At 51.3% G+C, this 16,793-nt stretch carries 13 protein-coding genes; 10 read left to right on the top strand and 3 right to left on the bottom strand.

Annotation, left to right across the window (positions count from 1 at the left end; all coding sequences use genetic code 11):
* Nucleotides 1-4: 4 nt before the first annotated feature.
* Nucleotides 5-733 carry a hypothetical protein gene (locus tag O3276_RS20340; RefSeq protein ID WP_269672954.1) on the bottom strand — a complete coding sequence of 243 codons (729 nt, stop codon included), beginning with the start codon at nucleotides 731-733 and terminating at the stop codon, nucleotides 5-7.
* Between the two features lie 337 nt (nucleotides 734-1,070).
* Here O3276_RS20340 and O3276_RS20335 point away from each other — a divergent pair, with 337 nt between their 5' ends.
* The 6 genes from O3276_RS20335 to plsB all read left to right on the top strand — a co-directional run bounded on the left by O3276_RS20335 (nucleotide 1,071) and on the right by plsB (nucleotide 8,120).
* Nucleotides 1,071-1,883, top strand: a complete 813-nt coding sequence (locus O3276_RS20335; protein WP_269672953.1) for a DUF3943 domain-containing protein — start codon at nucleotides 1,071-1,073, stop codon at nucleotides 1,881-1,883.
* A gap of 90 nt (nucleotides 1,884-1,973) precedes the next feature.
* Nucleotides 1,974-2,606: an endonuclease III gene (gene nth, locus O3276_RS20330; RefSeq protein ID WP_269672952.1), complete on the top strand. Its 633-nt coding sequence runs from the start codon at nucleotides 1,974-1,976 to the stop codon at nucleotides 2,604-2,606.
* Nucleotides 2,607-2,639: 33 nt separating this feature from the next.
* Nucleotides 2,640-3,698, top strand: coding sequence for a beta-N-acetylglucosaminidase domain-containing protein (locus O3276_RS20325; RefSeq protein ID WP_269672951.1), 1,059 nt, complete (start codon nucleotides 2,640-2,642; stop codon nucleotides 3,696-3,698).
* Nucleotides 3,699-3,747: 49 nt separating this feature from the next.
* On the top strand, nucleotides 3,748-4,902 hold the full coding sequence (dapE, locus tag O3276_RS20320; protein ID WP_269672950.1) for a succinyl-diaminopimelate desuccinylase: 1,155 nt from the start codon (nucleotides 3,748-3,750) through the stop codon (nucleotides 4,900-4,902).
* A gap of 11 nt (nucleotides 4,903-4,913) precedes the next feature.
* The gene (locus O3276_RS20315) at nucleotides 4,914-5,330 is read left to right on the top strand and encodes a hypothetical protein (RefSeq protein ID WP_269672949.1); all 417 of its coding nucleotides are present in this window, start codon (nucleotides 4,914-4,916) and stop codon (nucleotides 5,328-5,330) included.
* Between the two features lie 291 nt (nucleotides 5,331-5,621).
* Nucleotides 5,622-8,120: a glycerol-3-phosphate 1-O-acyltransferase PlsB gene (gene plsB / locus O3276_RS20310; protein ID WP_269672948.1), complete on the top strand. Its 2,499-nt coding sequence runs from the start codon at nucleotides 5,622-5,624 to the stop codon at nucleotides 8,118-8,120.
* Nucleotides 8,121-8,182: 62 nt separating this feature from the next.
* Here the strand turns inward: plsB and O3276_RS20305 are convergent, their stop codons facing one another.
* Entirely contained in the window at nucleotides 8,183-8,962 is a 780-nt protein-coding gene (locus O3276_RS20305) for a class I SAM-dependent methyltransferase (RefSeq protein WP_269672947.1), read from the bottom strand.
* A 327-nt stretch (nucleotides 8,963-9,289) separates the two neighbouring features.
* On the opposite strand from O3276_RS20305, the gene O3276_RS20300 reads away from it, so the two are divergent.
* Nucleotides 9,290-10,408: a polyamine ABC transporter substrate-binding protein gene (locus O3276_RS20300; RefSeq protein ID WP_269672946.1), complete on the top strand. Its 1,119-nt coding sequence runs from the start codon at nucleotides 9,290-9,292 to the stop codon at nucleotides 10,406-10,408.
* Nucleotides 10,409-10,694: 286 nt separating this feature from the next.
* Here the strand turns inward: O3276_RS20300 and O3276_RS20295 are convergent, their stop codons facing one another.
* Entirely contained in the window at nucleotides 10,695-11,975 is a 1,281-nt protein-coding gene (locus O3276_RS20295; protein WP_269672945.1) for an NAD(P)/FAD-dependent oxidoreductase, read from the bottom strand.
* A gap of 527 nt (nucleotides 11,976-12,502) precedes the next feature.
* Here O3276_RS20295 and O3276_RS20290 point away from each other — a divergent pair.
* The 3 genes from O3276_RS20290 to O3276_RS20280 all read left to right on the top strand — a co-directional run bounded on the left by O3276_RS20290 (nucleotide 12,503) and on the right by O3276_RS20280 (nucleotide 16,743).
* Nucleotides 12,503-13,504, top strand: coding sequence for a LacI family DNA-binding transcriptional regulator (locus O3276_RS20290; protein WP_269672944.1), 1,002 nt, complete (start codon nucleotides 12,503-12,505; stop codon nucleotides 13,502-13,504).
* 175 nt (nucleotides 13,505-13,679) lie between these two features.
* The gene (locus tag O3276_RS25910) at nucleotides 13,680-14,069 is read left to right on the top strand and encodes a sugar-binding domain-containing protein (RefSeq protein ID WP_269672943.1); all 390 of its coding nucleotides are present in this window, start codon (nucleotides 13,680-13,682) and stop codon (nucleotides 14,067-14,069) included.
* Nucleotides 14,005-16,743 carry a beta-galactosidase gene (locus tag O3276_RS20280; RefSeq protein ID WP_269672942.1) on the top strand — a complete coding sequence of 913 codons (2,739 nt, stop codon included), beginning with the start codon at nucleotides 14,005-14,007 and terminating at the stop codon, nucleotides 16,741-16,743. The genes O3276_RS25910 and O3276_RS20280 overlap by 65 nt, the downstream gene beginning before the upstream one ends.
* Nucleotides 16,744-16,793: the final 50 nt, after the last annotated feature.

The following is a 16,793-nucleotide window of genomic DNA, read 5'->3' as shown; positions in this document are numbered from 1 at the left end:
ATCCCTAAAAATCCACATCAAGATGATAGCTGTCGATCAATTGCTGAATTTGATTATCCAGTTTTTTCTGATGATTTATAAAGGCACCCTGCCTATTCTGATGCTCTGTTAACAGGCCATCACTATCAGCATAAAAGGCTTCTGCCCTGGTTAATCCGTTATACAGAGGATTATATTCACGACTTGCCCGTTCAGCAGAAAAATAGAACGCATAGGTTTGCGATACCAGAATCGAGCCTCTATCCATAACCCGAGCGGTGATAACAACTTCTGTATCGGTATCTGGAATCGGGCTTATGGTTATTGGTCGATTCATTGCCAGGGGTTCCATTTTTAAATGAGTAAGTTGATCTGAATAGACAGAACCCAATTCCTTTATCTCCAACAACTGGTCGATATCCCCTCCCTCAGCGTACATGGTTCCCCTGCCATTCGACCGGGTTCGAACATCAACATCAAGCTCAATCATGTTGAAGGCATTGGTTGGCGCCCTCACGTTTGCACCGGATTTTTTCAATGAAACTGACAGCTGTTTTTCCAGATATCGGGCAACATCTGAAGCGGCATATTTTTGATCAACATAAACGGAATCTGATCCAAGGCGTCCTCTGGCGATAAGGCTCTTGGCAAGCTGGTTGGCAATGACATTCCAATATTGAGTAAATGGAACAGGCTCATATTCCGGTGAGGATACTGCCAGCAACCTGGTTGAAGGAAATAGTCCACCGATCATTAATAAACCTGTAACGACTGACAGGTATAACTGCTTATTAAACACGATACATCCCTATACTGCTTTTTTATTTCAATGTAGCATGTGCAACCTTATTCGTGTTCAGGCTACCTGAACCACTACTCTGAACAAAGTCAGAAATCCGGCATAACAAAATAAGAGCCTGATTTATCAGCCCGATAAAACTGGAAATAATGATAAACCTCAATCGATTATTGACCGAATTCGCTATAGAATCGCCCTCTTTTGTCCAGAACAGGGGTAATGACCTGAATGGATAACCCGTTTTTGGGTGGTGTCTGCGCCTCCCCCCCAGCCATCTCATGAATAAAAGACGATGCTTAACCAGATATTGCCAGTTTTTTTATCTGGCCTGATCATGCTTTCCGGCTTTGTCCAGGCCAACGCCACAGCTTCTGCTGTCCCGTCAGTGGCGGAACCAGACGCTGAGTTCACCCTCTCTGAAGAGCGCTCTCCATGGGCAATAACCCTGTTCGATGACAATCCTCAGGAGAATCAGGCACGTCTCTGGTCCCAGACAAAACTCATGTTCGGTCTGGGCGTTGGTGTGATTGGTGCCCTGGCCGTTATGCCGGAGTCCTTTACCAACTGGGATAAGTCTGACATGAAACAGTTCCACAAAAAGTGGTGGGATAATGTCAGTTCAGGCCCGGTGATGGATGAAGATGACTTTTTCCTGAACTACGTCACACACCCTTACTTCGGTGGTGTTTACTACATCGTTGCACGGGAGTCTGGTTACAACCAGTGGAACTCCTTTGTCTACTCCTTCCTGATGTCCACCTTCTACTGGGAGTACGGTATCGAAGCCATCGCTGAAGTGCCTTCCATTCAGGATATTATCGTAACGCCCATTGGCGGCTGGTTATACGGTGAATGGGCTTACCAGAAGAAGCGCTCGATTGTCGACAATGATGGCCTGGTATGGGGCTCTGCCGGCCTGGGCTCCACGGCGCTGTTTTTCCTGGATCCCGTCGACAGTATTGACCAGTGGATCAATGGTGACCGTGAACAGCCCGTTATGGAAGACTTTGATATCCGTCTGACATTTGCTCCAACCTTTTATCAGGTAGAGAATCAGGATGAAAACCGAAACTATTTCGGCCTGGTCATGACATTCCGGATGTAAGCCTCCTAGTGATGAGAAACAGGGCATTCCAGCCCTGTTTTGCATTAAAATAAGCACAAACTGATTTTTATACTTTTTACTGGTCAAAGGATGAACAAGGAAAAGCGCACACAGATTTTTACCCGGCTTCGGGACGCTAACCCCAACCCAACGACCGAGCTAAACTACAGTACACCTTTTGAACTGCTTGTCGCGGTGATACTGTCTGCCCAAGCCACCGATGTAGGGGTCAACAAAGCCACCGATAAACTTTATCCTGTTGCCAGTACCCCTGAGGCAATACTTGCTCTGGGTGTTGATGGCCTGAAGGAGTACATCAAAACCATCGGGTTATTTAATGCCAAGGCAGAAAACGTTATCAAAACCTGTCAGATGCTGATTGATAAGCACAATAGCGTGGTACCCGATAACCGGAAAGATCTTGAAGCGCTTCCCGGCGTTGGACGAAAAACGGCTAACGTCGTTTTAAATACCGCCTTTCAGCAGCCCACCATGGCGGTGGACACCCATATTTTCCGGGTATCAAACCGAACGGGCATTGCCCCCGGCAAGGATGTGCTGGAAGTGGAAAAACGGCTGGCGAGACTGGTTCCCAAAGAGTTTCTGATGGATGCCCACCACTGGCTGATCCTCCATGGCCGTTATGTGTGTAAAGCAAGAAAGCCACAATGTGGTAGCTGCATGATTGAAGACCTTTGTGAGTTCAAGCAGAAAACATCTTAGACTGACTCACTTTAAACAGGGAAATATCCGCTCATGGCATTCCATTATGGCGTAATAGAAGGGCTGTATGACCAGGAAAACCAGTGGTCCTGGGAGTCCAGGAATGCCTATGCCAGCTTCTGTGCAAAGAAAGGTTTCAATTTCTATATCTACGCACCAAAGAATGATCCTTATCTGCGCGAACAATGGAATCAACCCTGGCCAGAACAGGATTTCCACCACCTGAACACACTGGGTTTGTCGCTTAAACAGAACAATGTGCGTTTTGGTATCGGACTAACGCCGTTTAATGTACGGGAACTGAACCATAAAAGTCGCCAACAGCTGCAACAGAAAATCGCCAGCATCAATCAACTGAATCCACAGATTCTCTCTATTCTCTTTGATGATTTCAGTAACGACATTGATGACCTGGCAAAAACCCAGGCTGACATTGCCAAATTTATTGCCGCAGAAAGCACCGCGACCCAATTTATTGTCGCAGGCACCTACTACTCAAAAGACCCGTTATTGCAGAGAGTCTACGGCACCATGCCCAAAGGCTACTGGTCTGATCTGGGCCAATACCTGGACCCACAGTTTGATATTTTCTGGACAGGCGACCACGTTATTTCCCTTGGCTATGACCAGCCAGGCTTGCAGGAAATGACGGACCAGTTCCAACGCAAACCCTTCCTCTGGGACAACTACCCAGTCAATGATACCGAATGGCTGAAACACCGGCTCAGACTCTATACCTTCACCGGCCGCCCGTGGCAAATCAGCGACTGGTGCCGTGGCCATGCCGTTAACCCGATGATCCAGCCCCGGCTATCCATGATACCGCTGGCCACTCTGGCTGACCTTTACCAGCAGCAAGACCGGTTTGATGGCCATGCCAGCTTCAGGAAGGCAGTGGTTGATCTTTGCGGTCAATCGCTGGCATCGGCCATCGAAGACAACCTGCTCTATTTTACCGAAGAAGGCACGTTGAACTTTTCCGGTTTCACCCGCAAACGCCTGGAAAACACCTTTTCGGTGTTTCAGTCCGAAACAGCCCAACCGTACGTCCGAGAAATTCTCACATGGTTGCAGTCCGGCGAAAAATGCTAGACTGCACTGCAATTGATTCCAACTATCCGATTTCTTTCCAGAACAATAAATGACCGATTCCCTGACTATGACCTCCAAAACCCTGCAACTGGCCATGGACCTGATCAGCCGCGCTTCCGTCACGCCGGAAGATGCGGGCTGTCAGGAACTGATGATCAGCCGACTTGAGCCACTGGGCTTCAAGGTTGAGCGACTCCGCTTCGGTGAGGTCGATAATATCTGGCTGCGCAGAGGTGACCAGAGCCCGGTGCTTGCCTTTGCCGGACATACCGATGTGGTGCCCACCGGCCCGAAAGGGAAGTGGGACAACCCACCGTTTCAGCCAGCCATCATCGACGGCATGCTGCACGGCCGTGGAGCCGCCGATATGAAAGGCAGCCTTGCCGCCATGGTCACCGCCTGCGAAGACTTTCTGGCAGAACACGCTGACCATAAAGGGTCCATTGCCTTTCTGATTACCAGTGATGAAGAAGGCCCCGCCAAAAACGGTACGGTAAAAGTGGTTGAGCACCTTGAGGCTCGAAACGAGAAAATCGACTGGTGCCTGATTGGCGAGCCATCCAGCACCAACCGGGTGGGAGATGTGGTGAAAAATGGCCGCCGTGGTTCACTCCATGGTCACCTTACGGTCAAAGGTATTCAGGGACATGTCGCCTATCCGCACCTGGCCAGAAACCCGGTACATCAAGTAGCCCCGGCCATTGCGGATCTGACCGACGAAGTCTGGGATGAAGGCAATGAATTCTTTCCGCCCACCAGCCTCCAGATCTGGCAGATCCAGGCCGGTGCCGGTGCCAGCAATATCATCCCCGGCGAGTGCCAGGTGAATTTCAACTTCCGCTTTTCTTCAGAGGTGACGGCTGAGCAGCTTCAGGAAAGAGTCGCCGCGATTCTGGACCATCATCAGCTGGAGTACCATATTGACTGGCTTCTGAGCGGTCAGCCGTTTTTAACCCGCCCCGGGGCCCTGGTCAATGCCGCTCAGCAAGCGATACGGGACGTTACCGGCATGGAGGTGGGGTTATCAACCTCCGGCGGTACCTCCGATGGTCGTTTCATCGCGCCTACTGGTGCCCAGGTGGTAGAGCTTGGCCCGGTTAATGCCACCATCCATAAAGTGAATGAGTGCGTTAACGCGGAAGATCTTGATACCCTGCAGGAAATCTATACGGTTATACTTAAGTATTTGCTAGCTGAAAAGTGACGTTTCTCCAAATGAGCAGTCTTGATCCATCAAAAGCTGACGCAACCGAAGTTGACGATATTGAAGTGTATGCCAGCGGTCTCTCCCTGGAGGCTATTACCGACTGGCTGAACGATACCTTTGATACCGTTGTGTCAGTGAACAGCGGCAAAGTGGTGCATGATATGGAAGTCACCCGCCTTGGCAACACCATTCCGGTGATGATTGTTGAAAACGCTGTTGGCAAGGCCTGGACCAGCATCTGGTTTAAAACTACGGGCACCCCCTGGCAGGATGACACCCAATGCGCAAGAAGCCTTCAGGCCTATGGTCAATGCCGGGTTCGCTGTAACTCCGGCCCCTGGCAGGAAGGAGTTGATATGGATGAATGGTGGCAACTGGATGAACACGGCCAGGAAAAACTGATCAAGTGGCCTAACGCTTCATAACCGAAAAGCAGCCTAGGAGCCTGTCCGAGAATAGCTGCTTTTTCAGGGGAGAAAACAGGATAACCGTCTACTGAGCCATACTATCGAACGGGGAGTGGTTTCTTCCTGATACCGAAGCTCCGTAATTTTTGCGCAACACCACGTAATCAGGCTAGAATGGCCGATTAACTCATCAGCGACTTGAGAGCTACCATTGAATCTCAAGCCATGAGGCCTGTACCGGTTTTCGGTACCAGTCTTCTGACGTTTCTTATCTCCTTTACTGACGGATGCAGGCCAAGAGCCAGTTCCATGCTGAAGCCCATTACCCTGAATCGCTATGTTTTTCATAGCCTGAGAAAACTCCTCTCCACGTGGGTGCGTACCACGGTTGAAAACAACAACCCTGAAGCTTTGCACCTGCAGACCGGAAAACCGGTGGTCTATGTTATGCACCAGCGCTCCCTGACGGACCTGATGGTGCTGGAAGGTGAGTGCATAAAAGCAGGTCTGCCCCGCCCTTACAAACCCATTGTCGCTGACCAGCCACAGAGCAAAGCGCATTTTTTTCTTAGCCAGCACGAAGGCCTGATTCTCCAGAGAGAACGGCCAGAGCCACCGGAACTGCTGGAAGCGCTGGTCAGGCAGGTTGAAGCAAAGCATCAGGATGTCCAGCTCGTTCCCGTTACCATTATCTGGGGACGCTCACCGGAAAAAGAGCAGTCCGCCTTTAAACTGCTGTTTGACTGGAACTTCAGCCTTGGCGGACGTTTTCGGAAGTTTCTGGCAACCCTGCTGCACGGTCGACAGACCATGGTGTCTTTCAGCCCTGCCTTATCACTGCAGGAAATCATGGGTGACAGTCACAACCATGCCCGCAGTGTGCGCAAGGTCAACCGGATTCTCCGGGTGCATTTTCGCCAGAAAAAAGCATCGGTTCTGGGGCCGGATCTCTCCCACCGTCGTATGCTGGTCAACAGCCTGATTCATACGCCCAGGATCCAGAAAGCCATTGCAGCAGAAGCTGCGGCTCAGGAAATCACCCTGGTAGAAGCCGAAGCAAAAGCCCGGAAGTATGCCAATGAAATCGCTTCTGACTTCTCCATGCCCGTGATCCGCTTCCTGGATATTATCCTGACCTGGTTCTGGAACAAGCTATACAGCGGCGTAAAAATCAATCATGTCGAGCCATTGAAGGCGCTGGCACAGAGCCATACGATTGTTTATGTGCCCTGCCATCGAAGCCATATCGATTACCTGCTACTGTCGTACGTTCTGTACTATGAAGGTCTGCCACCGCCCCATATTGCTGCGGGCATTAACCTGAATATGCCATTGGTTGGCACCATTCTGCGTAAGGGCGGTGCCTTCTTCATGCGCAGAACGTTCCGTGGCAACCCGCTTTACAGCATGGTCTTCCATGAATACATGTACACACTGACCAGTAAAGGCTTTGCTACCGAGTATTTCATTGAAGGCGGTCGCTCAAGAACCGGCCGCACCCTGACACCAAAAACCGGCATGCTCTCCATCACAGTCCGCAGTTTCCTGCGTGACCATCGCAAGCCGCTGGCGTTTGTTCCGGTCTATATCGGTTATGAAAAACTGTTGGAAATGGCCAGCTATCTGGGCGAACTCCGGGGTGAAGCCAAGAAAAGTGAGTCACCCCTGGATATAGTTCGCACACTGGCGGCCCTGAGAAATGAGTTTGGCAAGGCGTGGATCACTTTCGGGGAGCCACTGGACCTGGGCTCGTTCCTGAATTCACAGGCACCCAACTGGAAAGACAGCTCAGGTGCCAATGACAAACCGGCATGGCTGGAAAAAACCACGTCGAACCTGGGCGATACGCTGGCTGGCAGAATCAATGCGGCAGCGGTCATCAATCCGGTCAACCTGGTCGCCATTGCCCTGCTCTCCTCACCAAGGCATGCACTGGGTGAAGAGGAGCTGATTCGCCAGCTGGATGGCTATACACGTCTACTGTCCATGGCTCCCTACAGCGACCGGACGGCAATGACCGATCTGGATGCCCGCAGCATGATTCACTATGTGGAAAACCTGCAGCTGATCCAGAGAAAGACCGATGCACTGGGCGATATCATCAGCATGGATGAGAAAACAGCCATTGCCATGACCTATTATCGCAACAATGTGCTGCATATTTTTGCCATCCCGTCCCTGATCAGCTGTTTCTTTGTGAACTGCGCCAGCATCACCAGAAAAGAGATTCTGCGCATCAGTGCGGTTCTCTACCCTTACCTGCAGGCAGAACTGTTCCTGCAATGGACGCAACACGAAGCGCTGGCCGTGGTGCAAACATGGCTGGATTGTCTGGTTGCAGAAGGTCTGATTACCCACGGTCAGGATGATGATGGCGAAGCGTATTATTTCCAGCCGGACCCTGCCACCGCCGAATACATCATGTTGAATGTTTTCTCACGCTCCATTGTCCAGACACTGGAACGCTTCTATATGGTGATCAGCCTGCTCCTGCGCAATGGCAGTGGCAATATTGAAGCAGAAGCCCTGGAACATCAGAGTGGGGTGCTGGCACAGCGCCTGTCGATCATTCATGGTCTTAATGCGCCGGAGTTTTTTGATAAATCACTGTTCCGTGGCTTTATTGCCCAGATGCGCTATCACGGTGTATTGGAGATCACGCAAACCAATAAACTGGTGTTTGGCGATGATATTCAGAAAGTGGCTGATCAGGCGCACACCCTGTTAACCACTGAAATACGACACAGTATCAACCAGACCAGTCGCTACGGAGTCAGTAACGGTCCGGGGGAAAAATCCACACCCTGAACAGCGGGTAAAACGCACGATAATCGTGGTCACACCATGACCACGATTATCATTAGATCTGATTACCCGGAAAATGCCTTCAGGGCATAGATATCATAGCGACAGGCTTTCCCTTCCAACCGGTAGGTGGGAGCCTGACCATTAAGATCCGGTGCCAACCTTGGCCTTTTCACAACAACCCGATACTGAGCAAGATCAAGTGCCGGTTGCAGCAACTGATCCGCATCCGGATCATCCCCCAGCAGATCCTGAAACAGCCGCATCTCTTTTTTGACCAAAGCCGACTTTTCCCGGTGAGGAAACATCGGATCCAGATAAACAACATCGTACTTATTGTCCGATGTCTGCATCAGCTCAATGGCATTACCGGGCAAAAGCGACATCTGTTGTGCAATGGGCGCAACATCACTATCGCCGAGTGCCCGGCGCAAACCATCTGCCAAAAGGGCTGCCACCACCGGTGACCGTTCTATCAGGGTGACATTGCACCCCAGGCTGGCCAGCACAAACGCATCCCGACCCAATCCCCCGGTTGCATCGAGCACCGATGGTTTGACGCCTTTATTCAGACCCACGGCCTTGGCGATATCCTGCCCTTTGCCACCACCAAACTTGCGTCGATGCCCTGCCTTGCCACCGACAAAATCAACGACAATCGGATTCTCTTTCGATCCCGCACGCTGAACCGCCAGCGCTCCGGATGCATCAAAAGCCACCAGAGCGCCTTCATCAACGTCTTGAAGACTGCGACTAAAGCCGGTATTCAGCTGTGCAGCAAGGCCTTCAAGCAAAGCCTGAATGGCAGGGTGATCAGAAGCAAGAAGAAATAGCGGGGTAGACATCTGTGCAAAAGAAATAAGCTATGGGGTGGCAGAATCTAACACCTCCAGAGCAGCCGTTGCAATCTATGCACATCAGCGATAAATTCCGGGAGCCTGTGCAGGGTCACTCAGCCATAGGTTTTTACCGCTATTTCATACAGCAACGATGGATTTCCCAAAACCTTGTTGTTATCGTCCGCAGCTTCATTTTCATCAACCTGATGACTGGGGGTGTAGCGACTCCGTTGAGTCACTACTGATTATTGAAAAAATGCCATCGAAGAGTAACTGGCTCCAACTGACCGGAGTACCAGGCTGCTCACCCATGGCTTGCTGTAAGGATTCACCATGATCAGACGTCTGGGGAAATCTGTATCCACTCTTGTAATCGCTGCTTCTCTCACCGTAGCGCCTGCATTTGCCACAACGGCCAATGAAGGGCAGAGAACGCTTAATATCTACAACTGGTCGGATTATATCGCCGAAGACACCATAGCCAACTTTGAGAAAGAGACTGGCATTAAGGTTCATTATGATGTCTTTGACAGCAATGAAGTCCTGGAAGCCAAATTGCTTTCAGGAAAAACCGGCTATGACATTGTCGCACCAACAGCAGACTTCCTGCTTCACCAGATCAAAGCCGGGGTATACCAGCCACTGGATAAGGAGAAGCTGCCCAACTGGAAGCACCTGGACGCTGAGTTGATGGCCTTGATGGAAACCTACGACCCGGATAACCGGTATTCTTTTCCCTATCTGTGGGGCACCACGGGCATCGGCTATAACCCGGAGCGGGTGAAAGCGCAGTTGGGGAAAGATGCCCCGGTCAACAGCTGGAGCCTGATCTTTGATGAACAGCATATCAGCAAGCTCAGTCAGTGTGGTGTTGCGTTCCTGAATGCACCAACCGATGTGATTCCAGCAGCACTGAGTTATCTGGGTCTTGACCCGAACTCGACCAACAGAGCGGATTATGCCAAAGCCGAAGCACTGCTGATGAAAGTTCGTCCCTACGTCACTTACTTTCACTCTTCCCGCTCAATTTCCGACCTGGCCAATGGTGATATCTGTGTGGCCATGGGCTGGTCCGGGGATATTCTGCAGGCAGCAGACCGTGCTGATGAAGCGGACAATGGTGTAACCGTAAAGTATATGATCCCTGACGAAGGTGCTGGCCTGTGGTTTGACACCGTAGCCATTCCCAAGGATGCCAGAAACCCTGAAGAGGCCCATATCTTTCTGAACTACCTGCTGCGTCCCGATGTGATTGCCAACATCACTGACTATGTGGCTTATGCCAACCCGAATAAATCCGCCACAGCATTAGTGGACGACGATATTCGTGAGAACCCTGGCATCTATCCAACCGCTGAGGCAAAAAAACGGTTATTTGTCTTTAAGGTCCTGCCTTCCAGAATTAACCGTCAGGTTAACCGCCTGTTTACCAAACTGACAGCCGGTCAATAAAAGCGGCAAGGGCAAGAAGGAGTGTACTCTTCCTTGCCCTTGACATATCACAGCATCGATATGATGGATCGGAACACGGACCCGGAGAGACCAGCATAGTCCGTTAGAAAGAAGCCAAAGCCCCAGTTAATAATTGCAGTCACGGAAGACCTCCTGTTTATGAAAACAAAAACATGAAAACATGGTGTCGCCCGCTAGTAGACAAAGGAACATCCATTTTGTTCACTTCATCATCAAAATTATTTCACATCAGCCAACAAAAAAACGCTGACTGACGTAAAATCCATCAGGCACTCAGGGAATCTTCAAGCTCTGCTTTCCAGATGGCCATGGCCAATGCCGGTACACGAAGGACTTTTGGCGTTGGTATCCACTTGTGGCGAATACGGGAAAACACATCAAACCGCTCAGACATCCCCGCCATTGCTTCCGCAACCACACGCCCGGCAATATTGGTCAGTGCTACACCATGCCCCGTATAGCCGTGTGCCGTGTAAATATCATGTCCCAAATGCTCAATATGCGGCATATATTCCCGGGTAACCGCAAACAAACCACCCCAGTGGTACTCCATTTTCACATCATCAAGCTGTGGAAAGACCTTCAGCATCCGCTGACGCAGACGCTCTTTGGAGTCACTGTATTCGCCATTAAACGGATGATTAACGCCACCAAACAGAATTCGGCCATCGGCAGTAGGACGGAAATAGTCAAGACTGTTGTTTAAGTCAGACATAGCCATTTTGTTGCTAATAGGCTGTCGTTTACCTAAGGGTTCGGTAACGGCAATATACGAGGCCACCGGCAATACTTTGCTTTCCGCTTTCCGGTTAAGACCGTCAATGTAAGCGTTACAGGCCAGCAGAACCTGCTTCGCCTTGACACTGCCCTGCTCCGTCAGTATCCGGTTTGGACTGCCTTTGACCAGTTTGATCGCCTTGCTCTGCTCGAATACGCGAGTGCCCAGCTCGATCGCTGCGCGGGCCAGGCCCAGGGTGTAGTTGAGGGGGTGCATATGACCACTGTTGGTATCGAACAGTCCACCGAGGTACTTCTCGGTTGAGGTCACTTCCCGGATTTTGTCCCGATCCCACCAGGTAACGCTGGGGTAGTTATAACGGGTCTGCTTCAGCTCCAGCCAGGACTTCAGCTCTTTTACCTGACCTGGTTTGATGGCCAATTCGATATAGTTCTGCTGGAAATCACAGTCGATATTGAACTCACTGATACGATCACGAACGATATCCAGCGACTCACAGGAGAGATCCCACAACTGCTTTCCCCACTGCGGACCAAAGGTTTCATCCACCTCACGCAGCCCCAGACAGTAGCCCGCCAGACACTGTCCGCCATTGCGCCCGGAAGCGGCCCAGGAAATACGACCAGATTCCAGCAGCACCACATCAAAGCCCCGCTTGCGCAGTTCAATGGCCGCATTAAATCCGGTCATGCCACCACCGATGATGCACACATCCGCAGTGATATCGCCACTCAGCACCGGCTGAAGTTCCAGTGAATGCCCGGTGACCTGATAATAGGAATCGATATATTCGCCAGCTTGGCTCATTCCAGTTGCCCACTCATTGTCAAAAAACTGAACGTCAATAAGTAGTTAACCAAATGAAATCATATATTTCTGACTAAGTTGTCAATCACTCTGCGGCGTTGCAACTCCGGTCACATAGCTACTGCTATGCTCCCTACGTTGCGCCTTGCATAGTAACTGCCCACTTAGCCAGAAATATACGATTCCATTTGGCCAACTACTTAACGCAGAGCCCTGAGCGATGCAAACCAACCATTACACACTCATCGTCAGTCTCTGATTATGGCAGTATGGCTTGATCACCATAAGCGGCGTGGATTATCAGGCGGATATACGATGCTGGCAATAAGTACCCGACTGCATAAAATGGTAATTATCCTACGCATGGAACGAGACACACTCGATCTGCCTGGCAATAACTCCCGGAAACTGCGCTTGTCCCTCCCATAACCGAACCCGGATATACGTGACCTTAATTTCCACTTCCCACCCCCCGGCCTCTGCCGCTACGATATCACCCGCCAAGGTCATAAACACATGAATTATTTATGGTTTCAATAAAAGATGTCGCCAGGGAAGCTAATGTTTCTACGGCAACCGTTTCACGGGTAGTCAATCGCTCCCCCAACACCAGTAACGAAGTGGTGCAACGGGTCTGGCAAACCATTCGGAAGCTGGGTTATCGTCCGGTGATTGGACGACAGTCGGCAACCACTATCGGTGCGGTGGTGTCTGATGTTTCAGAACCCTTTTTTGGCCAGATGTTGAAAGGCATTGATCAGGTTGCCAGAAAACACAACAAACAGCTGCTGATCCACAATGGCCACTACAGCGAACCAACCGAGCATCAGGCCATTGAGCGACTGATCGGTCACTGCGAGTCGGCCATTGTGCACAGCAAATGGTTGTCCGATGAAACACTGATAGACTTTGCCAGCCAAATCCCCGGTTTAGTGCTGATTAATCGTTACATTGAACCCATTGCTGAGCGCTGCATCGCCCTGGACAATGTTCAGGGAGGCTACATTGCTACCCGACACCTGCTGAATAAAGGTCATCAACAGATTGGCTATTTATGTTCAGACCAATTTATTGATGACGCACAAGATCGTCTTAAAGGCCACCACAAAGCCATGGCAGAAGCGGGCATTCCTGTTGATGAACGTTATATTGCCGCCTGCCCACCCACCGAAGATGGCGGACGACTGGGGGTTTATGACTTACTGGCAAAAGACTTACCACTGACAGCCATCATCACCTACAACGATATCATGGCCGCTGGCGCGCTGTTTGGCCTGCAGGAAAACGGCCTGCACTGTCCACAGGATATCTCTGTCGTTGGCTATGATGATCTGGTCATTGCCCGTTATCTGCACCCGAAACTGTCCACTGTCCGTTACCCCATTGCCGTTATGGCTGAACAGGCGGCACGTCTGGCCATCAGCCTGAGCGATAAGAACAGGACAAAGGTAACAGGCCAGATAATGATGCCGACTTTTGTTGAACGCAGCAGTGTGCAAGCACCAAACCGGTATCAACAAGCAGGCTGACACCAGAAAATGTAACAGTTACATAAGTTTGAGCTGGATCAACACTTTTTCCCGCCTTCACAGATAAGATACATCCTGTTGAAGTATGAAAATTCTGGATAACTGTCGTCAATAATGCCACCACCAGGTGAAATGATCTGTGACTCCAGAGACAGGAAAATGATGTAGCCAACCTATGAGTAAATTCATGCAGCGCGACTGGGAAAGCCCACAAATCACCGCACGCAACCGACTGGCCAGCCATACCTCTATGAGCAGCTGGCGCAGTGAGCCACAAGCTCTGGCAGACCATGCAAGTGATTCGGTATTAAGTCTGGATGGCCAGTGGGCTTTTGCACTGTATGACTCTCCGGAACAGGTCCCTGAAACATTTTCAAGGGAGGGATCTGACCCGACACAGACCATTACCGTTCCCGGTAACTGGCAGCTACAGGGCTTCGATAAGCCCATCTATACCAACGTCAAGTATCCGATTCCCTGCAACCCCCCCCCGGGTGCCTGTGACGAACCCGACTGGCTGTTACTCCACCACATTCACCCTGCCTGCGCAGTGGCAGGAAGATAGCCAGACCCGGGTGATCTTTGATGGCGTAAACAGTGCCTTCTATCTCTGGTGTAACGGCAAGTCCGTGGGCTATTCGCAGGATAGCCGGCTGGCCGCCGAGTTCGATTTGACACCATACCTTCAGGCCGGAGAGAACCGGTTATGCGCGATGGTTATCCGCTGGTCCGATGGCAGCTACCTGGAAGATCAGGATATGTGGTGGCTAAGCGGCATTTATCGTTCAGTCCGCTTGCTCAACAAGCCACACCAGCGTCTGGTGGATATTCGCGTCACACCTGATCTTGATGACCGCTACGAACACGGCAAACTCACCATTGTTGTCGACACCAGGAATGCCGATGACCTGGCCATTCGGGCGACGCTGTATTTGGCCAAAGACGTCATTGCCACCACCACATCCGCCATTGGTACCGCACCGATGGACGAAAAAGGGGGTTATAACGATCGCACCTGCCTGCAGCTGGATATCAATCATCCGCAAAAGTGGAGCGCAGAGGCACCCAACCTTTATCGCGTTGTGGTCACGCTGACGGATCCGCAATCAAACAGCGATATTGAAAGCGAAGCCTATGACGTTGGATTCCGTAAGGTAGAAATCAAGGATGGCCTGCTGCAATTAAATGGTCAGCCATTAATGATTCGTGGTGTGAACAAGCACGAGCACAACCCGGCGACCGGTCATTTTGAAACGGTAGACGATGTTCGTGAACACCTGATACTGATGAAACAGCATAATTTCAATGCGGTGCGCTGTTCTCACTACCCGCACCAACCGGCATTCTATCAGCTGTGTGACCGCCTGGGTCTCTATGTGGTTGACGAAGCCAATATTGAAACCCACGGCATGACCCCCATGCGCAAACTGGCCGACGACCCGATGTGGGCCAATGCGTTCCTGGAGCGGATGATGCGCATGGTGGCGCGGGACTTTAACCACCCATCCATCATCATCTGGTCACTGGGTAATGAATCAGGCTACGGTGCCGCCCATGATGCCATGTACCAATGGACCAAACGGACCGACCCGTCTCGCCCGATACAGTATGAAGGTGGTTGTTCCGATACCCCCGCAACAGACATCATCTGCCCAATGTATGGCCGTACTGATGAGGATCAGCCACAGCAGTTTCTGGGCAAAAACAAATGGGCGCTGACCAAATGGGTCGGCATGCCCAACGAAACCCGGCCAATCATTCTGTGTGAATATGCCCATGCCATGGGCAACAGTCTGGGCGGTTTTGCCGAGTATTGGGATGCGTTCAGAAAGCACCCCCGCCTGCAAGGTGGTTTCATCTGGGACTGGGTGGACCAGGGACTGGACAAGTTCGACGACAATGGTCAGCACTTCTGGGCATACGGCGGTGATTTTGGTGACCAGATCAACGATCGCCAGTTTTGCATCAATGGCCTGGTATTCCCGGATAAAACACCGCACCCGGCACTGTTTGAAGCCAAAAGAGCGCAGCAGCCGTTTACTTTCGAATTAGTGGCAACCCAACCACTCACCGTGAAAGTCACCAGTGAAGCCTGCTTCTGCGCCACCGACAACCATCAACTGGTGTGGCAGCTGATGGCGGGCGAAGAGGCCCTGGTTGCTGGCGAAGTCACGCTGAATATTGCGCCCCACTCCTCAGAACTGCTGGTACTGTCTGAGCAGTCACTGACCATCAACGGCAAACTGCCACGACTGGATCTCTCTATTATCCAGCCTGAAGCAACCAACTGGTCCGAAGCCGGCCACGAAGTCGCACGCCAACAGTTTATGTTGACCGGATCGCTGACCAATCAAGCGGTTACTCCTCGCTTGCCAACCTCTGCGATCATCAATGAGGCCGGCAGCAGCTTTACCGTCAATGCGGCAGAAAACACCTGGACCATTGATCGTAACAATGGCCAGCTGGTGAGCTGGGTAAAAGACGGCAAAGAGCAACTGCTTAGCCCCGTGGCTGACAATTTCTACCGTGCGCCATTGGACAACGATATTGGTGTCAGTGAAGTTGACCGTCCGGACCCTAATGCCTGGATGCCACGTTGGGAGCGGGCTGGATTAAACAACCTGCAACACCGCTGCCTGCTGGTTGAATGTGATGCCAAGAAAGGGCTGGTTCTGTCTCACCATGGCTATTTCCACCCGGACCAACCGGAAAAAGAGATTCTGCGCAGCGTATGGACCTATCAGTTTACCGCCAACGGCAGTGCCCGTATTGATATTGAGGTCACTGTTGATGGTGATATGCCGCCTATGCCCCGCATCGGTGCCTGCCTGAGACTGAAGGAACAACCGGCACAAGTGAACTGGTTTGGCCGTGGGCCCCACGAAAACTATCCGGACCGCAAGTTAAGCGCGGATATCGGACACTGGGAGCAGTCCCTCAAGGCTATGCACACACCTTACATTTTCCCAAGCGACAATGGTCTGCGGTGCGATACCCAGGCGCTGATGCTGGGCGATATCCGGGTAACAGGACAGTTCCATTTCAGTGTCAGCCCATACGGTCAGGCACAATTGGCCAGGGCAACACATACCCACGAACTTCATGAAGAAGAAGGCATTTTTGTCTATCTGGATGGGTTCCACATGGGCATCGGTGGCGATGATTCCTGGACGCCGAGCGTTCGCCCTGAGTACCTGTTGACTCAACCGATGTACCAGTGGTCGTTCGAACTGTCGTGATCACACGTTCATAACCCTGAATCCACAGTGATACAGGGTTTTCAGATGCA

Source organism: Endozoicomonas sp. GU-1 (assembly GCF_027366395.1).
Lineage (GTDB): Bacteria > Pseudomonadota > Gammaproteobacteria > Pseudomonadales > Endozoicomonadaceae > Endozoicomonas.
This window is presented reverse-complemented; position numbering and strand designations above follow the sequence as displayed.

What these genes read in the sequence shown, in the direction of transcription:
- O3276_RS20340 (WP_269672954.1), bottom strand. Translation starts at nt 733, where the DNA reads ATGATCGGTGGACTATTTCCTTCAACCAGGTTGCTGGCAGTATCCTCA.
- O3276_RS20335 (WP_269672953.1), top strand. Translation starts at nt 1,071, where the DNA reads ATGCTTAACCAGATATTGCCAGTTTTTTTATCTGGCCTGATCATGCTT.
- nth (WP_269672952.1), top strand. Translation starts at nt 1,974, where the DNA reads ATGAACAAGGAAAAGCGCACACAGATTTTTACCCGGCTTCGGGACGCT.
- O3276_RS20325 (WP_269672951.1), top strand. Translation starts at nt 2,640, where the DNA reads ATGGCATTCCATTATGGCGTAATAGAAGGGCTGTATGACCAGGAAAAC.
- dapE (WP_269672950.1), top strand. Translation starts at nt 3,748, where the DNA reads ATGACCGATTCCCTGACTATGACCTCCAAAACCCTGCAACTGGCCATG.
- O3276_RS20315 (WP_269672949.1), top strand. Translation starts at nt 4,914, where the DNA reads ATGAGCAGTCTTGATCCATCAAAAGCTGACGCAACCGAAGTTGACGAT.
- plsB (WP_269672948.1), top strand. Translation starts at nt 5,622, where the DNA reads ATGCTGAAGCCCATTACCCTGAATCGCTATGTTTTTCATAGCCTGAGA.
- O3276_RS20305 (WP_269672947.1), bottom strand. Translation starts at nt 8,962, where the DNA reads ATGTCTACCCCGCTATTTCTTCTTGCTTCTGATCACCCTGCCATTCAG.
- O3276_RS20300 (WP_269672946.1), top strand. Translation starts at nt 9,290, where the DNA reads ATGATCAGACGTCTGGGGAAATCTGTATCCACTCTTGTAATCGCTGCT.
- O3276_RS20295 (WP_269672945.1), bottom strand. Translation starts at nt 11,975, where the DNA reads ATGAGCCAAGCTGGCGAATATATCGATTCCTATTATCAGGTCACCGGG.
- O3276_RS20290 (WP_269672944.1), top strand. Translation starts at nt 12,503, where the DNA reads ATGGTTTCAATAAAAGATGTCGCCAGGGAAGCTAATGTTTCTACGGCA.
- O3276_RS25910 (WP_269672943.1), top strand. Translation starts at nt 13,680, where the DNA reads ATGAGTAAATTCATGCAGCGCGACTGGGAAAGCCCACAAATCACCGCA.